This is a genomic window from Moorena producens PAL-8-15-08-1 (genome assembly GCF_001767235.1).
In the GTDB taxonomy this organism is placed as follows: domain Bacteria; phylum Cyanobacteriota; class Cyanobacteriia; order Cyanobacteriales; family Coleofasciculaceae; genus Moorena; species Moorena producens_A.
The window spans coordinates 4,104,107-4,127,476 of sequence record NZ_CP017599.1; the positions used below are offsets into that span (position 1 = coordinate 4,104,107).

The 23,370-nt window shown below is 43.5% G+C and carries 20 protein-coding genes; 9 read left to right on the top strand and 11 right to left on the bottom strand.

What is annotated here, in order from left to right:
• The first annotated feature begins 13 nt into the window (after window positions 1-13).
• Both BJP34_RS15195 and BJP34_RS15200 read left to right on the top strand, forming a co-directional pair.
• Window positions 14-3,130: an ABC transporter substrate-binding protein gene (locus tag BJP34_RS15195; protein ID WP_070393061.1), complete on the top strand. Its 3,117-nt coding sequence runs from the start codon at window positions 14-16 to the stop codon at window positions 3,128-3,130.
• 154 nt (window positions 3,131-3,284) lie between these two features.
• Complete coding sequence (locus BJP34_RS15200) at window positions 3,285-4,295, top strand: bifunctional riboflavin kinase/FAD synthetase (protein ID WP_070393062.1); 1,011 nt, start codon at window positions 3,285-3,287, stop codon at window positions 4,293-4,295.
• Window positions 4,296-4,774: 479 nt separating this feature from the next.
• Here BJP34_RS15200 and BJP34_RS43400 read toward each other — a convergent pair whose 3' ends face one another.
• A complete protein-coding gene (locus BJP34_RS43400) occupies window positions 4,775-4,924 on the bottom strand; it encodes a hypothetical protein (RefSeq protein ID WP_158517235.1) in 150 nt (49 codons plus the stop codon).
• 194 nt (window positions 4,925-5,118) lie between these two features.
• On the opposite strand from BJP34_RS43400, the gene BJP34_RS15210 reads away from it, so the two are divergent.
• From BJP34_RS15210 to BJP34_RS15225, 4 genes are all read left to right on the top strand, one after another.
• Complete coding sequence (locus BJP34_RS15210; protein ID WP_070393064.1) at window positions 5,119-6,027, top strand: AAA family ATPase; 909 nt, start codon at window positions 5,119-5,121, stop codon at window positions 6,025-6,027.
• A 19-nt stretch (window positions 6,028-6,046) separates the two neighbouring features.
• On the top strand, window positions 6,047-6,616 hold the full coding sequence (locus BJP34_RS15215; protein WP_070393065.1) for a cytochrome C: 570 nt from the start codon (window positions 6,047-6,049) through the stop codon (window positions 6,614-6,616).
• Between the two features lie 316 nt (window positions 6,617-6,932).
• A complete protein-coding gene (locus BJP34_RS15220) occupies window positions 6,933-8,747 on the top strand; it encodes a hypothetical protein (RefSeq protein ID WP_070393066.1) in 1,815 nt (604 codons plus the stop codon).
• A gap of 348 nt (window positions 8,748-9,095) precedes the next feature.
• A complete protein-coding gene (locus tag BJP34_RS15225) occupies window positions 9,096-9,440 on the top strand; it encodes a hypothetical protein (RefSeq protein ID WP_070393067.1) in 345 nt (114 codons plus the stop codon).
• A gap of 365 nt (window positions 9,441-9,805) precedes the next feature.
• Here the strand turns inward: BJP34_RS15225 and BJP34_RS15230 are convergent, their stop codons facing one another.
• On the bottom strand, window positions 9,806-10,171 hold the full coding sequence (locus BJP34_RS15230; protein ID WP_070393068.1) for a LapA family protein: 366 nt from the start codon (window positions 10,169-10,171) through the stop codon (window positions 9,806-9,808).
• Between the two features lie 236 nt (window positions 10,172-10,407).
• On the opposite strand from BJP34_RS15230, the gene BJP34_RS15235 reads away from it, so the two are divergent.
• Window positions 10,408-11,214: a PRC-barrel domain-containing protein gene (locus BJP34_RS15235; RefSeq protein ID WP_070393069.1), complete on the top strand. Its 807-nt coding sequence runs from the start codon at window positions 10,408-10,410 to the stop codon at window positions 11,212-11,214.
• Between the two features lie 252 nt (window positions 11,215-11,466).
• Here BJP34_RS15235 and BJP34_RS15240 read toward each other — a convergent pair whose 3' ends face one another.
• From BJP34_RS15240 to BJP34_RS15250, 5 genes are all read right to left on the bottom strand, one after another.
• Window positions 11,467-13,134: an ATP-binding protein gene (locus tag BJP34_RS15240; RefSeq protein ID WP_070393070.1), complete on the bottom strand. Its 1,668-nt coding sequence runs from the start codon at window positions 13,132-13,134 to the stop codon at window positions 11,467-11,469.
• Window positions 13,135-13,423: 289 nt separating this feature from the next.
• Window positions 13,424-13,579, bottom strand: coding sequence for a hypothetical protein (locus BJP34_RS43405; protein ID WP_158517236.1), 156 nt, complete (start codon window positions 13,577-13,579; stop codon window positions 13,424-13,426).
• A 554-nt stretch (window positions 13,580-14,133) separates the two neighbouring features.
• Window positions 14,134-14,304, bottom strand: a complete 171-nt coding sequence (locus BJP34_RS43410) for a hypothetical protein (RefSeq protein WP_158517237.1) — start codon at window positions 14,302-14,304, stop codon at window positions 14,134-14,136.
• 213 nt (window positions 14,305-14,517) lie between these two features.
• The gene (locus tag BJP34_RS15245; protein ID WP_070393071.1) at window positions 14,518-14,961 is read right to left on the bottom strand and encodes a response regulator; all 444 of its coding nucleotides are present in this window, start codon (window positions 14,959-14,961) and stop codon (window positions 14,518-14,520) included.
• Between the two features lie 143 nt (window positions 14,962-15,104).
• On the bottom strand, window positions 15,105-16,232 hold the full coding sequence (locus BJP34_RS15250) for an ATP-binding protein (RefSeq protein WP_070393072.1): 1,128 nt from the start codon (window positions 16,230-16,232) through the stop codon (window positions 15,105-15,107).
• Window positions 16,233-16,415: 183 nt separating this feature from the next.
• Here BJP34_RS15250 and BJP34_RS15255 point away from each other — a divergent pair, with 183 nt between their 5' ends.
• Window positions 16,416-17,951, top strand: a complete 1,536-nt coding sequence (locus tag BJP34_RS15255; protein WP_070393073.1) for a sensor histidine kinase — start codon at window positions 16,416-16,418, stop codon at window positions 17,949-17,951.
• 425 nt (window positions 17,952-18,376) lie between these two features.
• Window positions 18,377-18,940, top strand: coding sequence for a Uma2 family endonuclease (locus BJP34_RS15260; protein ID WP_070393074.1), 564 nt, complete (start codon window positions 18,377-18,379; stop codon window positions 18,938-18,940).
• 310 nt (window positions 18,941-19,250) lie between these two features.
• On the opposite strand, the gene rbsK is transcribed toward BJP34_RS15260, so the two are convergent.
• From rbsK to BJP34_RS15280, 4 genes are all read right to left on the bottom strand, one after another.
• A complete protein-coding gene (rbsK, locus tag BJP34_RS15265; protein WP_070393075.1) occupies window positions 19,251-20,180 on the bottom strand; it encodes a ribokinase in 930 nt (309 codons plus the stop codon).
• A 632-nt stretch (window positions 20,181-20,812) separates the two neighbouring features.
• The gene (locus BJP34_RS15270; RefSeq protein WP_070393076.1) at window positions 20,813-21,895 is read right to left on the bottom strand and encodes a phosphotransacetylase family protein; all 1,083 of its coding nucleotides are present in this window, start codon (window positions 21,893-21,895) and stop codon (window positions 20,813-20,815) included.
• A 37-nt stretch (window positions 21,896-21,932) separates the two neighbouring features.
• A complete protein-coding gene (gene ebsA, locus BJP34_RS15275; protein WP_070393077.1) occupies window positions 21,933-22,307 on the bottom strand; it encodes a type IV pilus biogenesis protein EbsA in 375 nt (124 codons plus the stop codon).
• Window positions 22,308-22,542: 235 nt separating this feature from the next.
• Window positions 22,543-22,950, bottom strand: coding sequence for a thiol-disulfide oxidoreductase DCC family protein (locus BJP34_RS15280; protein WP_070393078.1), 408 nt, complete (start codon window positions 22,948-22,950; stop codon window positions 22,543-22,545).
• Window positions 22,951-23,370 lie beyond the last annotated feature (420 nt).

Here is a 23,370-nt window from a genome sequence, read left to right on the forward strand (position 1 = left end):
GGGGGTTGAAAAAATGAATTCAGCAGTTCCTAGAAATCCCTATATCATTGGTCGTCCCATTGATGAAAATGACCCGGAATTATTTTGGGGAAGGCAAAGCTTATTCCGGTTTATCGAGGATAACCTTAGCACTAAAACTAAGGTAATTATACTGTACGGTCAACGGCGGATTGGCAAGTCTTCCCTACTCCGTAATATTCCTACATCTGTAAACTTAGATAGCTTTGCCTTTGTTCCCTTTGATCTGGAATCCTACAGTCACAAATATCTCGGTGATATCTTAGAAGAACTGGCCATAGAAATCCTGGATAGCTTGGAACTAGACTCCCATGAAATACCCTTGCCTTCTAGTACCGCCCTATCCACCGAACCATCGCTGTTTTCTAACCAGTTTTTGCCTCAAGTCTATCAAACCTTGGGTAACCAAAACTTAGCCTTATTGCTGGATGAATTGGAGACCTTAAATACCCCAAATAATAACCTAATCTCTCAGCATTTATTTACTTACTTAAAATCCCTAGTTGCTCAACAGGATAATCTATACCTGATTCTCTGTGTGGGACAGGAATCCAAAGATTTACTGGATTTACTCGGGATATTCAAGGGTGCCCCAAGGCAAGAAATTGGCTTACTTGATCAAAAAACTAGTCAGGAACTGATTACCAAACCAGCCGCAGGGCTACTCACCTACGAAACTGCTGCCATCCAAGCGATTTACAACCTATCAGCAGGGCATCCCTATTTTACCCAAGTCCTATGCTTTGCTATTTTTAGTAGAGCTAGGGAGCTACAGCAGTGGCAGATTACTCCAGAAGATGTGGAAAACAGTGTAGACCAAGCCCTAGAAAATGCTAGTGCTGGCTTGGCATGGATTAGAGCCGGATTATCGATTCCAGAACGAGTAGTATTTTCTGCTGTTGCCGAGGCAGGTAATCCCGTTAAAAATAGTTATAAAAATAGTTCAGAAGAGCCATTACAGCCGTTAACTGCAAGCCCCCTAAATCCCCCAATTCTGGGGGACTTTAACTCAAGAACCCCCCAAAGTTGGGGGGCTAGGGGGGCGGGGGACTTTAACTCAAAAACCCCCCAAAGTTGGGGGGCTAGGGGGGCGAAACTTGCTGTAAGTCTGCTCAAACACTACGGCGTTATTCAAACAAAGTCCCTAAGGGAAGCACCAAACCAACTAGCAGTAAGAGGTTTATTAGATAAAAATAAACGTAAAATAACCATTGAATTTATCCGGCGCTGGTTAATTAAACGTTATCCACTGCGGCAAGAAATCCTAGAACTGGAAAAACTAGACCAAGACGAAATTAATCCTATCTATCAACAAGCAACTACCGAGTATCAACAGGGTAAAATTCCCAAAGCCCTAGGACTATATGAACAGGTTGTGGAACTAAACCCTAATCATTTTAGTGCTATCTTTGCCCTAGCTGAAGGCTATCTAGAGTTGGGAGAGTTTGAGAAAGCAGTTACCTATTACCAAAGAGCCTATAAAGTTGACCCAATCCGTAACCAAGATGGGTTGGTGCGATCGCTGATCAACTATGGGAATGATTTAATCGACCAACAAGAATACACAACAGCAAGAGAGCCGTTTCAGCAAGTATTGGAAATTGCTCCAGATAATCTATCGGCACAAGAGAAACTACTGGACATTGAAAATTATTTAAATTCTTTAGAGAAGGAGGATAGACTCAGGAGTAATCTTGATAACCTTATTCCAAGGAATTGTTTACTCAGCTTACTCACAATAGCAGCAGGAGTAGCAATCATTTCCTTGGTTGGTGTCGTATTGTATAAGGTATCAACGCCCTGTGCAACCGGTGCCCAGAAAGTCTTCGGGATTAGATGCATTACTATTACTATTAGTTGGGGTGAGCACAGCTTATTTCCTAGAATTGACAACAAGAAAAACATTGACCCTGGTGCTAAAGCATTCCAAAACCAAAACTATGGCGCAGCGGTTAAGGTTTTTGAGCAAGCTTGGCAGGCTAATCCCAATGATCCAGAATTGCTGATTTACTACAACAATGCCCGAGCCCGTCAACAGGGGTTTAAGCCATTTACTATCGCTGTGGTAGTGCCCATTGACCAGTCACAATCCGGGGCAAAACAAATATTGCGGGGAGTAGCCCAGGCTCAACATCAGTTCAATGATTCAGGGGGATTAAATGGTCGATTCCTGGAAATTGCGATCGCTAATGATGGCAACGATCCAGCCAAAGCCAAAGAAATAGCTCAGGCTTTGGTTCAGGACAACTCTATCCTGGGGGTAATTGGACATCACTCTAGTGATGCCAGTAAGGCCGCACTCCCCATATACGACCAAGCTGGCTTAGCCATAATTTCCTCCACCAGCACCAGTAGTAATTTAACCAGTCTTGATGTCAAAAGAAATGTGTTCTTTAGGACAGTTCCTTTAAATCGAGCACTTGCAATAAAACTGGCTCAACATGTCAACAGTCAACCTGGCTTAGACCAGGTGGTAATTTTTTATGATTCTGAGAGTCCCTATAGCAAGAGTCTCAAACAAGATTTTCAAACAGACTTTGAACAACTAGGGGGTGAGGTGGTTCGGGAGATTGAATTAAACAATCCCAACCTGAATATAACTGACACACTCATAAATCTCTCTCAAGATCAAGTCAAGGCCGCCATGTTATTCCCCAGCGTGAAATACATTGATACAGCTCTCGATATTGCTAAAGCCAACGCTAACCTGAACCCTAACAACCGAGATCAGCAACGGCTGAGGTTGTTCGGTGGGGATGGTTTATATAGTAGTAAAATCTTGCAACAGGGTGGGCAAGCGGTGGCAGGGTTGACTATCGTAGTTCCCTGGTTTAGAGAATCACCACAAGCAGAAAACTTTTCTACAAAAGCTAGGGAACTATGGCAAGGAGAGGTTAGCTGGGCTACTGCCACTAGCTTCGATGCTACTCAAGCCTTTATTCAGGCTTTGGTCGAGGACGCCGACCGAAAGCTAGTTCTCAACAGCCTCCGCAATATTGAGCTTTCACCTAATGATACCTCAGGGTTACCGTTGCAGTTTACTTCCCAAGGGGAGCGTCAGAGTAAACCTGTGCTGGTGCAAGTGGTTGACGGTCAATTTAAATTGAAATGAGTTAATGGGGCAGTAATAGCACTACCCATTAAGGTGTTTGAAATTGATACAAGCAGCAAAAGCTCTTATAGTAAACTATTGCCTTTTGCCTTTTGCCTTTTGCCTAGCGCTCATCCATTGCCTACCACGGGCGAAATATGTCAAAATATTAAGCGTGTGGATTACATCATCTCTAACTACCGCGTTAACACCAACCGCTGTTGCCCTCGGAAACTTTGACGGCGTCCATTTGGGGCATCAGCAAGTTATTGCTCCCATTTTGCCAAAGCCAGTTACGGCTCAAGCTCAAGCCCTGGCATCATCCAATCTTGAGCAATTTAGTAACCCTGAAACCAGTGGCTCAAATCTAGACCTAATCTATCCCACCGTAGCCACCTTCAATCCCCACCCCCGAGAATTCTTTTCCGGTCAAGCCTGGAAGCTGCTGACACCACCAACAGAAAAAGCCCAACAGTTAAGTGTGTTGGGTGTGCAACAGTTAGCCCTATTACCCTTCAACCGGGAGCTAGCTTCCCTCAGTCCCCAGGAATTCGTGGAAAAGATTTTAGTGGAGCAACTCCAGGCAAAGCAAGTCAGTGTGGGAGAGGATTTTTGCTTTGGCCATAAGCGAGCTGGCACCGCAACGGATTTGGATGCGATCGCTTCCGCCTACGGTATTACCGTCCATATCGTATCCCTGTACAAACGTCAGGAGCAACGGATCAGTAGTTCCATCATTCGCCAATCCTTAGCCCAAGGGGATATCGACAAAGCCAACCGATTCCTAGGACGGCCATACACCCTGATCGGAATAGTAGAGAAAGGTCAACAACTCGGTAGAACCATAGGATTTCCCACCGCTAACCTCCACTTACCCCCAGACAAATTTTTACCCAAGCTAGGGGTTTACTGCGTCGAAGTCTCCCATACCTCTGAACCCTCTAACCTAGACACCAATTTATCTTCCCATCCTGGTGTCATGAATATTGGTATGCGCCCCACCGTCAAAGGCACCAGTTTAACCGTCGAAGTTCATCTATTCGATTGGTCCGGAGACTTATATGGCCAAACCCTAACCGTAAGCCTCCAGAAATTTATCCGCCCCGAACAAAAATTCTCCTCCCTAGACCAGCTCAAAGCCCAAATTCAGAGAGACTGTGAAGCTGCTAGGGATTTTTTTGGTTAAGGGAATCGGGAATCGGGAATCGGGAATCGGGAGTCGGGAGTCGGGAGTCGGGAGTCGGGAATCGGGAGTCAGATCAGTAACTGGCTTCTTATTGTTCCCCCCTTATTAAGGGGGGTTAGGGGGGATCACTCATCAGGGGTTTAGGGGAGGCTAAGCGATTCTTGATTAGAATTCTCTAGTTGCTCAACCTACCTGGAAAATTCTGTATTGGTGATGCGATCGCTTCTGTATTAGTGATGGGATCGCTTCTGTATTAGTGATGGGATCGCTTCTTTCGTGGTGAAGGGATCGCTTCTTTCGTGGTGATGGGATCGCTTCTTTCGTGGTGAAGGGATCGCTTCTGTATTAGTGATGCGATCGCTAATCCCGCAGCAAAATCCCAAGACCAAATCAGTTTGACTGGTGGTGCGTTACGGTGCGGACTATCCCAACACTGGTTACGAGGTTGAACATGCTGGCAAGCCCGCCCCTAACGCACCCTACTCGACTCGACTCCCGATTCGGGGTAAGAAACTTGCATCAACCTCATAAGTATGATAAACCCCATCTCCCCATCTCCCCATCTCCCCATCTCCCCATCTCCCTATCTCCCCATCTCCCCACACTCTTGTGAATTCCCATTTTCCCAAAAGCCTTGCTAGCTTATAGGAGATAGGGCATGTTCTAAAACTGATAGCGGTTTTCATATTAATGAAGTACACAAACCGATGTTTGCCCCGCTCCCTGCTCCCTGCTCCCTGCTCCCTGTTCCCTGTTCCCTGTTCCCTGTTCCCTGTTCCCTAAAACCCAATAATTTGTCCCTCACCCAATTGAACACTGCTCTATGAGACAACGAATTCAACAGCTCCAGGAAAATCTCGGTCGTGTGATTGTTGGTAAAGCAGATGCCATTCGTCTAGTGATTGTGGCCCTATTGGCTGGGGGTCATGCCCTACTCGAAGATGTCCCTGGTGTGGGCAAAACACTCCTAGCGAAATCCCTAGCCCGTTCCATAGATGGGAAATTTCAACGTATTCAATGTACCCCTGACCTATTACCGACCGATATCACAGGTACCAATATCTGGAATCAGCGCAGTGGTGAGTTTGAATTTCTCCCAGGTCCAGTATTTACCCATATCTTGCTAACCGATGAAATTAATCGAGCCACACCCCGGACCCAGTCAGCCTTATTGGAAGTAATGGAAGAGCAGCAGGTCACTGTAGATGGGCGATCGCGTCCCGTACCTCAGCCCTTTTTCGTGATTGCCACCCAAAATCCAGTGGAATATCAAGGTACCTTCCCCTTGCCAGAAGCCCAAATGGATCGATTCCTATTATCCTTATCCCTAGGTTATCCCACAGAACAAGAAGAACTCCAGATGTTGCAACGCCATCTAGAAGGAATGATGGTTTCCGAGCTCACCCCCTGTATCACCACCGATGAAGTATTAGAATTACGGAATCTTTGTCACCAGGTCAAAGTAGAACAGTCACTACAAGAGTATATGCTCAATTTAGTCAGAGCATCCCGTTCCGCCGAAGATGTCACCTTAGGAGTCAGTCCTCGCGGTACCATTGCTTTACAACGGGCAACCCAGGCACTAGCCTTTATCGAAGGTCGAGATTATGCCATCCCAGATGATATCAAGTTCCTGGCACCTTATGTACTGTCCCATCGTCTCATTACGTCGGGGGGGCGTCGTGCTCAGCCCATTGTTGAGCAATTGTTGCGCTCTGTACCAATTCCTTAAAGAGTGTTGTGTGTGAGGTATGTCCAAATTTTTGAAGTCAAGAAACCCAAGGCGAAACCGTAGACGTTCACCTTGGGTTCTATTGTTATTGCTAATTTTTTGGAGTATTAGCATCGGATGGGGACTGGAGCGAGCCGTAGGATATACGATTGAGCCAGAAACAGTTAGCTCCAACCCCACCGAATTAACCGCATCCATGGACCCAGTGTCCAAACGCTACAAATTAGGCAAAGACCTTTACCTAGAAAACTGTTCCGCTTGTCACATTGCTTTGCCACCAGAAGTATTGCCTACCGAAACCTGGCGTCGGTTATTGTTAGAGCCAAACGAACATTATGGTACCCAACTACCAAGACTACTTGGTCCAAGTTTATTGCTCACCTGGCAATACTTGCGAGATTTCTCCCGTCCCCATAACAAAGACGAAGAAGTCCCTTATCGTATGACCCAATCCCGTTATTTCACAGCCCTGCATCCCCGAGTCAAAATCCCTCGACCCTTTGGGGTTAAAACCTGTGTGACTTGTCATCCCGGTGTCGCAAACTATGATTACCGCACCCTGACCCCAGAATGGCAGGATGCCCAGTAATCCGGTGATCGGGAGATAGGGAGATGGGGAGATGGGGAGATGGGGAGGTGGGGAGGTGGGGAGATGGCAATCTTCCCATCAATCTTCTTTATTATGGGTAATCAACCAGACTTGATATTATCCCCCCATCCCCTCAGATATAGGAATTGACTATTTTATTCCTTTTGTGATAGATAGTCTTAAAATTAGGGAATTGTTAGCAAATAGAAATATATAATACCTATATATTATATACTATACCTAATTGATAAATGCTATATATAGCGTTGGAGGTTTTTTACCCATAAAACTGATCAAAGTTACTTAATATTATAAAGTGTTTTACAGCAACAATAAAGTCAAAAACAATAAAGTCAACAACCTTGCTCTGAGTGCTGTCGGGGAATCTGTGATTCACCAGATTGCCTCTGCCATTAAACAAGAATCATGGTTATTCGCATTTTTGAAGATTGCTTGGACAGCAGGTCCAGTTACATTTTTGGGACTATACGGTGGTCATTATCTCGGATATGGAAATCCTCCTAGCGTAGAAAATGTTATCTACTTTACTGCCTACACTATGATTGCTGGTCTGATTGCCATTGTGGTGCGCATTGGCAAGCAAGCTTTTTACGCACCACGGGTACAAGAAGCGGAATGGCAGTTGTTAACCGTAATTGATCAGTTATTTGAATTGTATTTTGCTGCTCGTAACACCTATATCAAAAGCTATCCCCCAGAAGAACAAGCCCTAGTTGGGGCTTGGTGGATTCTCCGTAATGGATCAGCCAGCGAAGATTTACTAGAAGAAGCCACCTTTGATATCACCCAAGATGATGTCATAGCACGAACCATGAAGCGGATTGAATCCTATCGTAAACAAGGGATTTATTGTCTGATCGAAAAAGAGTACCAAGCTATAAGCGATCGCCTCGACCAAAAACTTGCCCATTTACACAATAATTTTCCCGGTATCGCAGAATTAGTAAACCAGCGCTTGCAAGGAAAAGCCCCTTCCCTACGAGAAGGATTAAAGCGTCCTATTGGTTTCTTAGAAAGAACCCTTACTGCCGCCAATCAAGAATCCCTCGACGTCATGACATTTCATGATAGTCTTGGCATTTTAACCTTAACCATTGAGCTGTTATCAGGGCGCGTTATTCTTGTACTCGACCCGGTTTTTAAGGGACGTAACGATTTGAAAAAAGCTAAAGAAGCGTTTGATTCGCTCTTGTCAGACTTTGAATTAACAAGGCGCATGCGTAACAGCCGCATCTATGCCCTAATCACAAACTTAAATATATCGGATAATCAAGCAATACATTCTGTATTAGGGATTACGATATCACAATTAGAGCAACTGCTTATTAATACATTAAAAAGCTATGTTACCAGCACCCCCTATGCTAGTCCTAAAAAAATAAAAAAGCGTTATGACGAGATCATCAGCCTCAATAAACGATTAAATAGCCTTCATAAAAAGCTGCTACAGGTAGAACAGGAGTACCATAAATTATGGTCTAGCTATGGTCAGGAACTCAAACTGGTATCACCTCAGGACAAAAGACTTAAAAATCTCGCTCTGATTCTAAAAGAGAAAACTATTTTTCTGAGCGATAAGGATAAAGTTTCTCTGGCTAAAGATATCACTACCCTGTTACAGGATTTCCTGGAGTCTAAACACAGCAGTCCCTTAAAAGCGTTACTTAATCATCAACAGCTTGACTTATCTGATTACAAAAAACTCTCCATTGAACTAGTCAATTTACTAGACCATTACTTAAATATATCAGAGCCAGAAGAACAAATTGCCATTGAAAACTCCTTTGAAGCGAATCTAGGGGCAATCGAAGTAGGTCTGGCAGCCACAACAAAAGCTGGCTCAGCAGCCTTGCTTGTAGAAGAAGTCCAACAAGCACGCACACAGACTGCTCATCGGTTGGTCAAACGACTGATAGCCTATTTTAATATTACCCTTGATGATGACATCATTGATTATCTGGTCAGAAACTACCAAGCCGATGAAGAGTATTTAAGATCCTTGGAACACAAACCTCAGGAAGACCTGCCCCTGGGAACTACTTCCATGTTGCAGCAAGATTTGTTATCATTACCGACCTGGGATAAATTCAAACAGCGCTATAGCTGTTAGGTTTGAGCCGATAAGATTGTGTTATTGTGTTACAATTACTACAAAACGAATTTAACAATTTCTTTATTATAGAGTGTATAGCACCTCTATAGGAGTAAGCATTCAGCTGTCAGCATTCAGATGTCAGCGAACAGCGATTAGCGCTACGCGCACGCGTGCGCGTTCAGCTATCAGTGTTTGACCCGGTGGTGCGTTACGGGGCGGACTTTCCCAAGGCTGGCTACGAGGCGGAAAATTACGGCGAGCCCCCCTAACGCACCCTACGCAACTACCTACCGTTGATTAGCTGACGGCTGATAGCTGATAGCTGAATGCTTATTAACTGGTAAAAAGGAAGGTATTTAACCTATGAAATACACCTTTGAAATCTTAGGAGTATCTCCTGTCCTAGACTTTTTCAATCATCAACAGACGTTGAGTCAGAGAAAAGTCCCACCCCGGCTGAAATACTTAGGTACTTATCACTGTACCCTGGATGCTTTAATTGAATCAGCTGAAACCCTTACCTCCCAGGCAGATTGGGGTATAGATCAAGCTGTAGACAGTGTCATTGAATTCTGGATGAATCACCCAGAAATCATCAGTTATTGGAAACAACGATTAAATGATGCTGGTAAGGATAATTTACTGGTGTCAAGGGTGGCAGATTTTGAATCATTAAAAGCTGAGTTTGAATCCTTGATCAGTAGTTAAAATAGATAAGCTATCAGCTATCAGCTATCAGCTATCAGCTATCAGCTATCAGCTATCAGCTATCAGCTATCAGCTATCAGCTATCAGCTATCAGCGATTAGCGCTACGCGCACGCGTGCGCGTTCAGCTATCAGCTATCAGCTTTTTAAGAAAAGAGGTAAGTATTCGTTTAATCTCTTTTACTTATCCTGAGCTACTTTTATGTTGACTTTCAATTCTCATTAATCTCGAACTATTAAATTCTACCGTTTGCCCATTGCCCATTGCCCATAGGCGCACCCTAACCAGGGTTTGTTTTAGCTGAGCGCTGAGCGCTGAGCGCTGACCGCTGACCGCTGACCCCTAAATGCTTAAAATTTTTCCAGCTATTGCGGCTCAGATTCTGCTGATGAGGCACCTATCTTACTTTTTAAACTATCTTCTAAGTACTCTATCCTTTTGCGTTGATTCTCAATATTTCCTATTGTTTCATTATAATCCTGCTCTAATTCATTAATCCGTTTCCGTTGCCGAGCTAGTTTACGACTTTGGTTAATTAGAGTAGGTGTGGAGATTAATAAACCGGCTAAACAGCCCATAGATAGAGTTAAAAGAATCACTAGAGATAAAGGTTCTTCTACAGTCCAAACCCCAAAGTTTACCGCCACAATTGCTTTATTTTGGAGGGCGAATAAAATAGCTGCTATAGCTAAGCCGATCACGAAGCCTGAAATCAAAAACAATAAGCGCATAGTCTCAACTCACTCCTTGGTAATCCCCTAGATCAGATTTGATGCAATTATTGTAAGCTAAAATCTAGATAGAAAAAGTCACAGAGGGGTACACAAGCATTTAGCATTCAGCGGTCAGGGGTCAGCCGTCAGTTTAAAATAAACGCCGAATGCTTACCTGATAGCTTACCGCTTAGAGCCTTCAGTGTCTTTTTCCGAAAGCCATTGCCAGTTCTTACTCAAGGAGACATGAATAGATGTCTTTACTATTTATCCAACCCAAACCGATCAGGCAGAGCCAGTTACTCAATCGTCTAGTATTAGAGCGTCAGACCACCGAAGAAATTGGTCATGTCGATCAACTCTTGTTGGACTATCAAGCTCATCGAGTCGTGGCCTTAAGGTGTAAGTCTGGATTACTTGGGACGAAAAAACGGTACTTTGCTTGGAGTCAAGTAGAGAGTATTGGCACTGATAGTATTCTCGTCAACACTAGCAAAAATCACAAAGCTCAACAGAAAACCGAGTCTTGGGATTCACTGATCGGACATGAGGTGTGGACAGATGCGGGTAACAAAATTGGTAAGCTAGTGGACTACTTACTCAAACCTAAAAGCGGTAGTGTCGTTAACTATCTCTTCTCCGACAGTGGCTGGCATGGGGTTATGGATGGTATGTATCTACTCCCACCCGTAGCAATTTCGAGTATTGGCAGCAAGCGGGTTATTGTACTGGAGACTGTTGCTCAAAATAGTAAACCGTATGGGGAAGGACTTAATAAAAAAATTGGTCAAGCTACAGACCTGATCAAGGAAGATTATCAAAAAACTGTGCAGGAATTTCAAGCTGTCAAACGAAAAGCTCAACATATACCAGAACATTTGAAAGATAAAGCCCAATCAGTCACTGAACAGTTGAAGGATAAAGCCAATGCTACCACCGAACAGTTGAAAGATAAAGCTCAATCAGTGACTGAGCAGTTGAAAGACACAGCCAAAGCTACCACCGCACACTTACAGGATAAAGCCAAATCCGTTACGAAGCAGTTGAAAGACAAAACCTAACATAAGTCTAAGGATTTGTGATGAGGCGATAATTTTTCCCTATGGCTGTTAATTGGGAATTGGGAATTGGGAATTTTCCAGTTTCCATTTTCCATTAAGTAACACCAAATAGTAATAATAAGTAGTTAATAAAGCGTATTTAACTTAAGGTTGTATCATAGCTTAAAAATAGGTTGTACAAACTATATTAGTCTTAGCATTTTATGTAAATTTGCAGTTAAATAAATCCGTTTTTTTTAGTCATACTAACCACTAACGAAGAAATGGTAAAGAGACGGTGACACGAGTACCTACACCTATTTTACTTGCCATAACTATCTCTCCTTGATGCTGTTCCACATAACTTTTTACAATTGATAACCCCAATCCAATGCCCGCTATAGAACCGATATTACTCCCGCGACTAAAGGAATTAAATAACTCACCTTGATCGTGCTTAGGAATGCCAATACCTTCATCTTTAACTTCCAGTATTACTTGATTATTGTCACATTTAGCGTTAAGTTCAACTTTGCCTCCTTGAGGAGAATATTTAATAGCGTTAGAGAGGAGATTAGTTAGCATTTGCCGTAACAGCTTAGGATCTGATGTGAATTCCTTATAGTCACCTTCATGGCTAAACAATATCTGGTGTTTATCTGTGGTTTTAGATTGGATTTCATCAACTAATTTATTACAAAATATAACTAAATCTATAGGTGCTGGTTGGAAATCCAGTTGGTCAAATTCTGTCTTGTTAATAAATAGCACATCATCCACTAAACCAGTCAGGTGCTGAACCATGGATTGAATACGTCTACAATGTTTCACTTGCTGAGTCGGATTAATTTTATGACCGTACCGTTCCAGGATTGCTGCTGATGAAGAAATTGTAGTTAATGGGGTGCGGTACTCATGGGAAATGCTAGAGATAATCCGAGATTTAAAATTGCTCAATTCTTTCTCTTTAACCAGTGATTGACGTAGTTTAAGTTCCAAAACTTGGAGCTGAGCATTAGCTACTCTTAGTTCAACTGTGCGCTCCTCAACCCGACGTTCTAACTCATCATTCAGTTCCTTCTGAGCAATTTCTATTTCCTTGCGAGTGGTGATATCTCGCAGTGATGCCATATAGGCTTTTTTTCCTTCCCATTGAATCTCTACTAGCTGGATTTCGGCAATAACAATTTTTCCATAGGAGGAGCGAATATCTAGTTCTGTAGATTGGCCAACCACTAAGGAACTGCACCATAGTTCTCCTTGGAGTTTTTCCGCTTTACAGTTCATCAGGTATTCTGCTGCGGGATTAACAAATTGAATCACTCGATTGTGATCAATAATGACAACACCATCAGCATTTCTGGTAATCATGGTGCGAAATTGTTCTTCACTGGCTCGTAGGGCTTCAGTTTTTCGCTTCAGTGCTAATAGCAGTCGTTGCCGCTCAATGCCATAGCGCATCGCTCGTATCAATAGGTTCCGATCAAATTCTCCTTTAACTAAGTAATCTTGTGCTCCTTCTTGTAGCGCTTCTATGGCTAAATTCTCATCAGTCAGTCCACTCAGAATGATTATAGGCATTTCGGGAAACTGGGCATAAATTTCACAAAATGTCTCTAAGCCTTGCTGATCGGGTAAGAACAGGTCACAGAGTACGATATCAATATTTCCATACTTTAGGCATTCGAGACCTTGCTCTAAGGTCTCTACATGGGTGAGTGTTGCTGGAAAATGTTTGGCCTTTTTGAGTAATGCTTTAATGAGCTCAACATCCTGGATATCGTCCTCAATTAAGAGGATTCGGGTACAATCAGAATGGTCTGGTCTTTCTGTGGGGAGTTTATTCTGAAAATAAATGACTGAAGCAGGGACTGGTGAAGGGACAGGGAAATTCCTTTGATCAGCTGACGGTGAAGTGACTGGTAGGTATGTTGATGACATGGGAAAACTTTTAACTAATCAACAAACATCTGTTAGATATTAAATAAAATCTAATATGTTAATATTGACTTAAAAAAATACTTGTTTCCACCGTGATTTCACTAATACTTATCTCCGTACTAATACGGATAATTTACTAAAAAATGGACATAAAATCCGTATAATCCTTGAGATTAAGGGGATGAAAATACTAAAAAGTATACCCATTTATGGTATTCGATGGGTATTCGATGGGTAATTTAGCCTCGAATCATAAAATTAATCTTAAATATAGCAATATATAGCAATTCTACGACTTGTGAGCTACAAATATCTGGGTTTTAGGGAGCAGAGAGTAGGGAGCAGGGAGCAGGGAGCAGGGAGCAGGGAGCAGGGAGCAGGGAGCAGGGAGCAGGTAACACAGAAGAGGCAAGAGCCAATAGTCAAACAATTCTGTGTACCTCATGAGTCCTAGAAACGCTATAACTTTTATAAATGAGATGTAAACCTGTATGGTCTTTTTTTATTGTCCAATAAAACTCCGGATCTCTTTCCCCTTTTGCTTTTTGTATGCAAGCCTCTTGCCTTTCCTTAAGAGGTTGTCTGAGAAGTATTATTTGCTACATCCAAGCCCCCTAAATCCCCCGAGCGAGCAATCCCTCGCTCGGGGGACTTTTAGAAGCAAATTGACTCTTGTTCCCCCCAAAGTTGGGGGGCTAGGGGGGCAAAATTCAGTATCAAAAAACTTGGGAGATATCCTCTAAGAGATTCTGTTTACAACTCAAATAGAAATGCTATATGAGGAGCTGTAATCGTAAGTAGGTCGGTCTTAAACGTAAAAAAATTGTAGGGGTGGGTTTATCCGAAAGTCTTGCTACATAAGCGATTTAACCGTCAAAACCCGCCCGGCCTTAGTTGCGTTTATTTATGCACACCTACTTAGTAAGAGTTCAAAAATGAGGTGTATCCTTGAAGGCATTACCCATGATCAGCGTAGGCTTGAGGCTAATGGTTTCTGAGCTATAGCGCTACGCAACGGGCATCGGGAATCGGGAATCGGGAATCGGGAATCGGGAATCGGGGGAAGAGTGTGGGGAGAGGGGAAAGGTAACAAGGGTAGTGATAAGCTAAAACGCATTTAAAATGGGTTTTAGCAATGGCAAAAGGCAAAAGGCAAAAGGCAAAAGGCAAAAGGGGAGTGGATTCTATCTTTTTTAGTTAATTTCAATAATATACAGTTTAAATGCACAACAGCTTACACAAGTAGCGATATTAACAGCCGAAACCTTGATCAGACCTTAGGAAAACCACTACATTTTTACGACTACCTAAACATCTAATAATTTTTAATTTTTAATTTTTAATTTTTAATTTTTAATTAATTTTTAATTTCCCACAGCGGCACTAGCTAGTTTCTGGCGGCGGTAGCTTCACAACACTAAACCAGAAATTTTCTAGGGCTTCGATAATATTGTCAAATTCTTTTAAGCTAATTGGTTTTTTAAGATAACAGTTAGCTCCCAAGTCATAGCTTTTTACAATATCTTCCTGAGCATCTGAAGTGGTAAGCATCACAACGGGGATTTGCTTGAGGTTATCATCACCTTTGATATGCTCGAGAATCTCTTGTCCATTCATCCCAGGCAGGTTTAGATCTAGCAAAATTAAGTCAGGTTGCTGGGAATCAGCATACTCCCCCTCTCTGTAGAGATAAGCGAGGGCTTGAGTACCATCCATAACCACATGGAGGTTAATCCCCAGTTTCGCTTTGTTGAGTGCTTTCCTGGTGAGTTCTATATCTCCAGGATCGTCTTCTATTAGCAGAATTTCAGGGAATTTACTGTACATATCATAGTTAATTGAAAGCGATGCAGCGCGGTCTTGGGGGTTTCCCCCACTCGCTATTGCATCAAGACATTGGGTTAGTTGAACTTGGCTATCATATCATTTATTATTGATTTTTTATCCACAAAGCCATCAGCCATCTTTGGCTACCAACTCTGATGAATTGGCAAGGTGAAATAGAATCTTGAGCCAACACCAGACTCGGATTCGACCCAAATATTTCCACCGTGACACTGGACGATTTTCTGACAAATGGCTAAACCAATCCCGGTACCGGGATACTTGCTCCTACCATGTAGTCGTTGGAATATGGAAAAAATTCGTTCAGCATACTTGGTTGGAATACCAATACCATTATCTCGAACCCCTATTAACCATTTGGATTCCTGCAACTGAGCTTCAATGTGAATCTCAGGAGTTGCCTCGGAACGGAATTTGATGCCATTACTGATTAGATTCTGGAACAATTCCACCATGTGTTGGGGATTAGCTGAGATAGTTGGCAGTGGATCATGGGTGATGACAGCATGATTTTCTTTAATGGTAACACTCAAGTTTTCAAGAACCTGTTCAAGCACTTCAGCGATATCTGTGGGTTCAAAGGTCAGTTCAGACCGACCCAAACGGGAGTAGGCGAGCAGATCTTTAATCAGACTCTGCATGCGGAAAACACCATCAACAATGTAAGCCATGTATTTGTCTGCTTCGTGATCCAATTTCCCCTGGTACTCTTCCACCAGCAATTCTGTGAAACTCTTGACCTTCCGCAGGGGTTCTTGTAAATCGTGGGAAGCCACATAAGCAAACTGTTCCAGTTCTCGGTTAGAGTTCTGTAACTGCTCAATCCACCTTGAAAATTCTGTATTGGTTATGCGATCGCTAATCCCGCAGCTAAACCCCAAGACAAATTCTACTGAACCATCACTGGCCAACTCTGGTACCAGACAGGATTGATAAAACTGTCGCCCATTCTCTGTGTTCCACTGGAATTCAATGCTCTTTTCTTGACCTGTGGCAAACACCTTTTCCATGGCTCTATCCCATAAATGGATAAAGTCTTCTGGCATCTGCAGGTCACGATGGGTTTTGCCGATCAATTCTGACTGGGGGATCCCAATGGCCTTGGACAGGGACGGATTAGCATAGACATAACGAAATTCCCGGTCAAATACCCCTATACACTCGGGAGAATTGTCCACTAGGGACTGAAACAGGTATTCCCGAGAGCTTAGAGATGGTTTTGCTGGTATGCGATCGCTTTTTTGAAGGGTCATTCTTTTGGCAGACAAGTCGGAAAAGGAACAATCAATCAAATCTTCCTTGTAGAGAGGTTGCAGACAACATCTCTACAAACAAGAACGATTTAACCGGACACGATATCAATTTTAGCTTTGTGCTCTACACTGGCAGCAACTGGTTCGCTTCTCAGTTGTGCTCAAGATGTCTGTTAAATAAGCATGTTTCAAACTACTCGCCGACGCCTTGCTCTGTGGTACACTACGGTCACAGCAGTCTTACTGTTACTATTTGCAACTGGTGTCTATATTTATGTCCGCCACACCCTGATTGAACGGGTTGATGACACCCTCAAACATGTCGTAGAAGTGGTAGAGCGATCACTGGTGATTCAACCTGTGGATGATGGCGAGAGTCTCTACCAATTCAACATTGAAGCCAGTTTTCGAGACAATAGTGATGGGGTAGAAGATGACCACATTGACCTGGAGTGGTTTAGTCCGAAGGGGGATTTGCTTTGGTCAACCTTCTCTGAGCCCTTAACTATTCCCTTAAAGACCAACACCACTAGGGCAACCGTTCATTTATCAGCAGAGCATCTCCTGCGACAGTTAACCCAACCGGTGGAAATCGAAGATTATATCTTGGGTTATTTACGGGTGAGCCACCCATGGTTTGAAGTCACCAAACCCAGCCACCAACTGATATTTGATCTGACTCTAGGTACAGTGGTGATGATTATCTCTACTGGTGCTATTGGTTGGTTACTATCTGGTATGGCTATGAAGCCAGTAAGAGAGTCCTACCAACGGCTTAAACAATTCACTGCTGATGCTTCCCACGAACTGAGAAACCCAATTGCTACGATTCAGACTAACGTGCAAGTTGCTCTGGGGGATCCCGATTTGGCATCTGACTTGCAACGGCACCAACTCGAAGTGATAGAGCGATTAACCCAGCGCTTAGGAAAACTGGTGAATGACCTGCTGTTTTTGGCTCGTGCTGATAGCGGTATGGTAAAACCCCAGTGGCAATTAGTCCACCTAGATGCTTTGCTAATGGAAGTGATCGAGGAGCAACAACTGATTGCTACAGACAAAGGTATTTCCCTGTACTTGATTGAAATCCCCAATCCCGATCATGGAGAGAGCACAGAGCAGACAGAGGAGAAAGAGGAACAGATGGGGGCTGGTGAGGTATTTCTGCCACCCTGCCCTAGTAACGAATTCCAAAATCCAACATTCGACGAAGATGCCTTTACCCTTGAGGGGGATTGGAATCAATTGGTACGTTTATTTACCAATCTAGTGAATAATGCTGTGCAATACACACCCGCCTCTACCAAAACTCCAGGGGAAGCATTTATTCAAGTGGAATTACAACAGTTAGAACCTCCCAGCAAACGTAGGCCAACAAACCTGCAATTCCTCACTGGTAGTCCCTCATGGGGGGGACCGCCAAGACCGCGCTACCTCCTTCAAGTTAAGGTAACTGATTCCGGTCAAGGCATCTGTGCATCAGCATTACCTCAGATTTTTGATCGCTTTTATCGCGCTGATCCAGCTAGACCTTATGATACAGCAAAAGGAGCTGGGCTAGGTTTAGCGATCGCTAAAACAATAGTTGAAAATCACCACGGTCAAATCGAAGTTGAAAGCACTCTCAACCAAGGGACAACGTTTACTGTCACAATACCCGTTTTTAGCTGTCCGGCAAAAGAAGCCCCACACCTAATGCGCAGCATAGGTGTGGGATGAATTTTGCACAGAGTATGTATGGAATTGCTATAATATATGTACTGATAAACAAAGCCGTTCGCGTAGCGTGGCCAAAGGCCTTAAATGCTGGTTTGTCAGCTATTTAACTAGCGAAAAAATCGAATTTTTGTATTGTTCCGGCGCGGAGGGGCATCCCGTGTCGTTAATAAAGCTTACCGAGTATCCGAACCGTTGGGTGGAGTTGGTAAGAAGCCCACACTGTAATCTTTGATTCAGTGTGGGAGTATGTCACAAAAAACAACACTGAAAGCCCTGTCGAAAGCGAGCACGTATGAAAGCAAAAATATTTTGTCTTATCATATGTCGCGGTTTCGGTCAGGGGGAGTTTCGCGCTATAGTTGAAAATAAGCTCAACTAGCTCCAAAACAGGACATAAAAGACATCACTTAATAGGTGAGGTGGTTATGGTTGCTTCTTATCACAGAGAGTACATGACTCCCGAAGCTTATCTAGACTGGGAGGAAAAGCAAGAACTCAACTATGAATACATCGACGGCGAAGTCTATGCTATGACTGGGGGAACTATTCCCCATGGAACCATTGCTCTGAATCTTGCGACTGCCTTAAAAAGCCATTTGGGGGGAGGTTCGTGTCGTCCTTTTATCTTTAGTGTCAAAGTGGGTGTATCGGAAAAAGGCCCCTTTCACTACCCCGATGTCATGGTAACCTGCGACCAACGAGACAGCAATGCCCTCAAAGTCATTTATCATCCCTGTCTGATTGCAGAAGTCCTCTCTCCCTCCACTGAAGCCTTTGATCGAGGTCGCAAATTTGCTAACTATCGCCGTATCAAAACTTTAGAAGAATACCTTTTGATTGATACTCAACAGATCACTATCGAGTGCTTCCGGCGCAATCCACAAGGCAAATGGGAACTCAATCCCTACACAGAAGGAGAAGAAATTCACTTGACCAGCATTGATTTTAGTTGTCCCATCTCCTTAATTTATGAGAATGTTACAGTCTAGTTACTGTATAGTAGTGAGTGCTTAAGGGCTGAGTTTTTATATAAACGTACTACCAAACCTCAATAATTTACTCAAACCGGATTAATTAGTACTAATGATTAGATCCACAATCAGGATTTACAGTACTAGTCCACTCCGGGTAAATGATCTATTACCAATCACTAATATCTAAAAATTAATATCTAATATCTAATAGCAATCCTAAATCAATTGAGAGAATGTTTATTCCCTGTTCCCTACTCCCTGCTCCCTGCTCCCTGTTCCCTGTTCCCTGTTCCCTGTTCCCTGTTCCCTGTTCCCTTTGCTAAAGCTAATAGCTAATACCTAATTCTGTGAGAAAGGCATTGAATGTCTCTTGATCAGGCAAAGAGGGCTGAGCCCCAGCCTTAGTCACAGCAAGCGCCCCAGCTGCAGCTCCCCATACTACCGCTTGCCGCAACGGTAACCCTTTGGCTATTGCCACAGCCATTGCACCATTAAACGCATCTCCAGCCGCCACAGTATCCACAGCTTCAACAGAAAAAGCAGGGACGAAGAACGATTCAGAACCAGTGGCACAGAAAACTCCCTGCTCCCCTAAAGTCACAATCACCGTATCCACACCTCGTTGCAACAGTACTTCTGATGCGTTCTTAGCTGACTCTATGGTATCGACAGGAAAATCCACTAGTACAGAGGCTTCCAACTGATTCGGTGTCATAATATCCACCATGCCATACAGTTCCTCTGGCAACTCCTGAGCTGGTGCTGGGTCAAGAATCACTGGACAACCCACTTTCTGAGCTGCGGCTGCTGCTAAGAGCACGACGGACATGGGAATCTCCAACTGTATCAATAAAACAGCGGCTCCTGGCAACAAACTACTGAGGCGTTCCACATCAGTTTCATTAACATGCCCATTAGCACCAGCCAGGAAAATAATGGTATTCTCCCCAGCCTCATCCACCGAAATCACTGCAATCCCAGAACTCACCCCCTCCTCAACCAAAACACTATCAGTGTCAACACCCGTTACCCCTAGACTGTGGCCTAGCTGAGTTCCAAAATCATCACTACCAACGCGCCCCACCATTTTAGTGGGGATACCCAACCGTGCCACCGCCACAGCTTGATTTGCCCCTTTCCCACCAGGGGCAGTAAAAAATTCATGGCCTTGTAGTGTTTCACCTGGAACTGGTAACCGGGGAGTTTTGGCTACCAAATCCATATTGATACTGCCGAAAACAATAACTGGTTTCATCATTAACAGAATTAAAAGTTAGCAAGTTTAAAGTTTAAAAGAGTTACAAGGCAAGGAAGCTGAAGTTGAACGCGCAAGCGTGGCCATAGGCCAAGGTTGAACCTTTTAACCTTAAACATTATAACCTGACAACCTTCAAAATTAATGGTGACAAAAACCAGAATTAGTTTCATAGTTAGTTGAGAGGTTGTCTGAGAAGTCCCATTTGCTACATCCAAGCCCCCTAAATCCCCCGAGCGAGCAATCCCTCGCTCGGGGGACTTTTAGAAGCAAATTGACTCTTGTTCCCCCCAAAGTTGGGGGGCTAGGGGGGCAAAATTCAGTATCAAAAAACTTGGGAGATATCCTCTTAATAGAGTTACCTTTAACAGAGTTAGAATTTATTTAGTAAGTTTAAAGTTGAAGGTTCAAACGTTGGCCAATAGGCCACGCTACCCCAACAAGCTGCCAATCTGCCAACCTGCCAACCTGCCAACCTTGGCCAATAGGCCACCCGTGCGCGTTCAACCTGCCAACCTGCCAACCTGCCAACCTGCCAACCTGCCAACCTGCCAACCTACCAACCTACCCTACACCGAATACGGGGCGAAGAACCTTCTAACCTTTGAACCTTCAACTAATGCATCTTGCATCTATAAAGCTGGGTTCAAACCAAGTAGCTTGAGCAACCGCTCAATGTCGAAATATTCATTCATCATCTGTTGCATACACTCCACCTTAATTGCTTCATGGAGATGTACTTGACCAAAAGAATTGTCAATAATCTCAACAGTAGTTAGGGTGTCTAAATCAACGGAAAGTACTGGAATTTCAAACTCTTCAGCACGTCTGAGAATAACCGATTGAGGCTGAACTTGACCGGTGAGGATTAAACAGTGGGTTGAGGTTTCTAGAGCAGCCATCTGAAGGTCTGGGCGATCGCCTCCCGTCACCACCGCCATATTAACGCCCTTGCGTAGATACTTCAGAGCAGCATTGACATTCATCGCCCCAATGGTCAAGGTTTCCACCATCAAATCCAAACGGTCAGGGCAGCATAGCACTTTAGCTTGCAACTGATGTACTAGTTCCCGAACACTAACACTGCGCAACAGATTATTTCTAGGCAGCATTCCCAATACTGGGATTTCTTGCCGTTCCAGAAACGGTTTCAATGTTGTTTTTACCCTTGATAGCTTGTCTTGGGGAATATCATTAATTAAAACTCCCAGTAAGCTTTCTCCCAGACGTTGCTTAGCAAATAACAACGCATCTGCTAGTAAAACTGAGTGAAAACGAGCCACCAATAAGACAGCAGCATCAATTGTCTGAGCAACTTTTGGTAATGATAAGTTAAACAGAGTTCCTGCACTCAAGGTTGCTGCTGCTTCCATCAAAACTACATCACTATTTAGTGGTTGGAGATAGTCTTGAAGAGACTGACGGTAATCGGTTGAGTCTTGTCCTCCCAAACGTTTTTCAATGGTTTCAGCATCCATAAACAGCAAAGGCGATCGCACCATGTTCTCTGGCAACTTAAGTATGTCAGTGATAAACTGGACATCTTCCTCTATGGTTGACCCTTGATTGCTACTCAAAAAGGTACCCAGTGGTTTACAGTAGGCAATCGTTATCCCTTTTGCTTGCAGTTGATCCGCAATTCCCAGGATCGTTGCTGACTTACCGCTGTAAGCTTCTGTTGACCCAATTAGTAAATACTTAGCGGATTTTGCCACCCCTTATTTACACTCCTATAACTAGAGAACTGGTTGTTTATTCATCAATGCGTAGCAGTTTGCGGTAGAATGCCTTGGAAAAATCCGTTATACGCAATCGCTTAAAGTTCATAATCACTTCGATTAAGTAATTCACAAACTCAGAATTTTGCATAGTCAGTTCGTAACTGAGATCCGCGTTACCATCAAATTGTAATCGGCAACGAGTTAGTTCCGAAGGAAGATTAGATACAAACCAAGTAGCAACGAAGGGAATACTATCACCGCCTTCTATCTGGCGACGACCTTCCAAAGACCCTTGTTGGTAGAGGCTAATTGCTATAGGTAAAAGATTGCGTTTATTACCCTGGTAGTAGGGAACATAAATCCCGACAGCTCCTTTGTCGGCAGGCTTAAGTTTTTCGATCGACATGGCTGAATATCACTCAATTGCCGTTTCTGGTATTGATATAACTATTCCTATGGAACAATATCCGTGATGGAAAACCGATCACGATCAGATGATCAGTCCAGGAAAATAAGTATTCTAATACATTACATTGAACTTTCCTATAGGTTAAGCTTATCCCCACAGTTTATAATAGGGGATGATGTGTTTATTCCTACAAGAAGTGTGGATAAAGGTTTATTGAGTCTCTAGTCTAGCCTCAACTGGGATTAGCTTTGCAACCTACTGGGTAAACCGATTTATACGTACTAGAACGCTTACCAAACCAAGTGTAACGATTATCCCGAATCTGCTCGTAAACCTGATCGCCTAACGACTTCACCCCAGGCATTGCCCGATAAGCCGATACAAAGATATTCCCCAATGGCAATAGACGCCCAATCTCTTCAGCGGCATCACTTCCTTGCCATCGGCAATCATCAGAAGAAGCATCGATCAAAATCATACCCATCTCACACTCAAGAGGTGTTACCCGTAATTTGCCGCAAGCTTCTTTATCCTGCATGGGTATGTAATTAAATAGCTTGCCCTGATCCAAATTTTCTAGTAGCTGTACCAAAGTCACACAAAGATTACAGTCGCCATCGTAAATAACGTGATATCCCATTGCTGCGTATTTCCTAAATCCTAGTTTATCTGCCCCAAAATAGCTTATAACGCTATGTTTGACTACTACTGTAGTCCTAAAATTGCCGAAGCGTGCCCTATCAAGTTTCAATTGAATCGAACACCCACGCGGACCGGACCCGTGGCGAATTTAATTCGACGACTGTAAGCACACCGGGACGGAATTGCTCCATACCGCGCGCATAAAAGACAAAATTGAGGCTGATAACTTAATTGAACAGATTATTACAACTATAAACCTAACCTCCCTCACCTATACTCAGGAGGTCTGATGCAATGATAATACGATGGCGGCAATTATTGGTTAGAATAACAATTTGGCTAGCAGCTGAGATCATCCTCAACTTTCTGGGGCTGGACAATCTAGCTGACTACAGCGAGTTCATATACGAGCAGGAGG